Genomic DNA, 3,063 nt, shown 5'->3' with positions numbered 1-3,063 from the left:
ATTTGCAACATACCTGTAAAAATTATAATCCCTTGCATCAAATCCGATAGGGTCTTCCGAAATAAACCGTCCTATTGACGCATCATAGAATCTATTCCGATAATAATAGAGTTTAGTCGCTGGTTCCCACTCTCTGGCGGTATAAGTAAACGGGTTATTTACCGAGTCCCCGATAATTGAATCAATCTCCCCGAACACCGAATAAAAATACTCCTGCAGCACATTCCCTGCGCTATCGGTAATACCGGTAATTGATCCCAACCCATCAGCAAGGTAATAGTAATTCTTCTCATTCCGATGCATCTGAATCGGCTGATCGATTCCAGGCCCGAACGTATAGCTTGCAAGTATCGAATCGCTGTCAGTCATTTCGATTATCAGGTCCTCGCCGTCGTAGCGGTATTCTGTTCTTACGGCATTCACGATCTTTGCTAATCGCCTCCCTATCGGCCCATACACAAATTCTACCGTATCGCCGTGCTGTTCTTCAACTTTTATGAGTTTGTTTTCTAGGTCCCAGGTGTATTGAGTAGTATCACCTGAGGATTTATCAATTTTCAAGGCCATGTTGCCATCGGCATCATAGTCATAAATAAACGAGCTGTCTTCGGTTAATTGGTTGAGTTCATTATGCTGCCTTCCGAACTCCTGCCAGTTCCCTACTGCATCGTAGGCGAAATTTTCAGTCGGTCTGACTGGATGTGTGGCCTGGATGATCTGGTAGAGGGAGTCGTAGAAATAGGCGTGAATACCGTTAATATCGGTCATGGTGTCACGCATGCCGTTTTTGTCGTAGGTGTAGCCGAATGAGCGCACGGTCGATCCGGACAACTGGTGATCGAGCATGGTGAGATTGCCGTTGTCATCAAAGGAATATGCTGTGGTAATCCCATTGGGCCGCACAATGCTGTCGAGCTGGCCTTTGGTGTAGTGGAACGTGAATTCTTTCCCCTGCGGACTGGTTATTTTGGAGAGTCTTCCGGAGAGGGTATCGTATTCGTAATTTGTTGTGCCAACCGGTGAAGTCATGGAAGTGACTCTGTCGAGGTTATCGTAGGTGTATATCGGATCGCCGGCTTTGCATACCGGTTTTTCATTATCAAGTGCTGCAAGTTGCATAGAAGATTTCTCAGGTGGCCTGTACCTGGATACAAATCCTTTTCTGTAAGGGTTGATCGATTTTTTGTTTTTATTCAACCTGGAATCCTCTTTTGTCGGAAAGCTTACTGCAGAACGATCTACTTTCCCGGTATTTGCTGCAAAGCTCATTGATTCAGGCTTTGCATTATCATACAATAGCGATACGCCTTTATCCACACCTTCTTGGTTTTCCGGCAATGGGATATCCGCAGTTTTTTCAGGCTTTTTGCTCTCTTTTTCTGTTTGAGCGAATAACTTTTGCAATAATCCTTTAAAGCGTACTAAGAATCCCTTTTTATGGTTACCATCAACTGACGGCTTAAATTCAGCAAGGGCGTTTTCTTTTTTATCTGATTTGGAAATATCAGATGCCGTCACATTCTTGATGCTTTCATTAAATGCTGATTTTTCGCTTTTTTGTATTCTTGAAATGCTATTCATCCGTTTGCTCATCGCAAGCCTTACATCATCAGGCAAATACCCTTTAATGTTCCTGCTTCCTGTCTGGGTGCCGTTGAAATCGGTAAAAGAGCCGGTATCCAGGATTATTTCATCATAGAAAAATAATCCTTTTGTATGCACTTTCGCACCACCTTTGACAATTATCGTATCAATCGGATATACGCCGATATACGGATCTCCCACACTGCCTTCGCCAAAAAGATTTCCATTACTCGTATCGACAATCAGAGCATTGGAATCTACATATAAAACAGTAAAGGCTCCTAACGGCGAGACATAATCATAATTCAGCTTTACCAGATGCCCTTTTACGAAGGGGCTGAATACCGCATTGGTATCGGTGAGTGTATCAGCCGAAAGGCCGGTTATTGTGCCTTCCGGGATTGCGATAAGAACCGTCGAACTGTCTGCGGCATCAGTGCCATTATTATCTATGATCAGAACGCCAAGGGTGCGGGTGGAATCCCGGAGGAATATTGTACCGGCACCAGCTTCATTTGAATGTGCGGCATACTCTAAAGAATCAGATATGTATTCTGCATGTATCGCAATTCTTCCACCGCCTGCACGGTTGCTGATTCCGCGGGCTTCTATATTCCCATTTCCTGATATACTGTCGGTTTCAATCATAATACTGCCGCCGCTACCACCACCACCCCAGCCGAAACCTGTCCCACCGTTTGCCAACAGGTCACCACCAAGCATTATTTTTTGAGCTGAAATGCATACCGATCCGCCACCATTTCCTCCAATATATTCGTGGTATTTATTTGCTCACATTTCGGCATTTCGGGTCGGACCAGAAAAAAATCGCCTTCCTACCCACTAATCGCCAATTTTCCAATTTTCTAACCGATTAAACACTTCTTAGAGCTCGATTTCCCCCGTTATTTTCGGCTCCTAAAATAATAATCCAGGCGCAAAACAGGGCTTTTAAGCGCTTCAGCAACATCTAAGACTACCTTCTTACTCCCTGCATGGACTCTCCGGTTTCATCGGTCCTTTCCCGCACTTCCATTTTACAATCATCATGTTATTATGTAACGGTGCGCTGATTATGTTCACACAGCCGACATTCGGTAATTACATGGCCAGCGGGTCGGTTTCGGTGAGGACCTGGCCGAAAGAATTGTAGGTGCGCTCGGTGGTGTGGCCACGCTCGTTGATGGTAATAAGTTCGTTGTAGATGATATCGACTACAAATCCTTTTCCACGGAAAAAGCGACACTCCTTTTTAATCTGGTCGCTCCCGGCATGAAAAATTATCGATAATCCTGACAATAAACAAGAATTTCGGAAAGATGGGCGGACTCATGGGTGCGTCAATTGCAAGAACTTTTGGTTTGCACAGCGCTCTGATTTTGCGACCAAGACGGTTTTGCTGTTTCGCTTTCACCAGCTTCTCCATCAGTTCCTGACAGCTCAGATGATACGCCGTGTAGCCGCTCATGCATGCCTTAT

2 protein-coding genes are annotated in these 3,063 nt (G+C 44.8%); both read right to left on the bottom strand.

Annotated elements, in window-relative coordinates; all coding sequences use genetic code 11:
* A partial coding sequence (locus GF401_02405) for a hypothetical protein (protein MBD3343897.1) occupies positions 1-2,307 on the bottom strand: 2,307 nt, incomplete at its 3' end.
* Positions 2,308-2,685: 378 nt separating this feature from the next.
* A complete protein-coding gene (locus GF401_02400; GenBank protein MBD3343896.1) occupies positions 2,686-2,883 on the bottom strand; it encodes a hypothetical protein in 198 nt (65 codons plus the stop codon).
* Positions 2,884-3,063 lie beyond the last annotated feature (180 nt).

The sequence above is a fragment of the Chitinivibrionales bacterium genome, assembly GCA_014728215.1.
In the GTDB taxonomy this organism is placed as follows: domain Bacteria; phylum Fibrobacterota; class Chitinivibrionia; order Chitinivibrionales; family WJKA01; genus WJKA01.
Note: the sequence above shows the minus strand (reverse complement) of the source record. Positions and strands in the feature narration are given on the sequence as shown.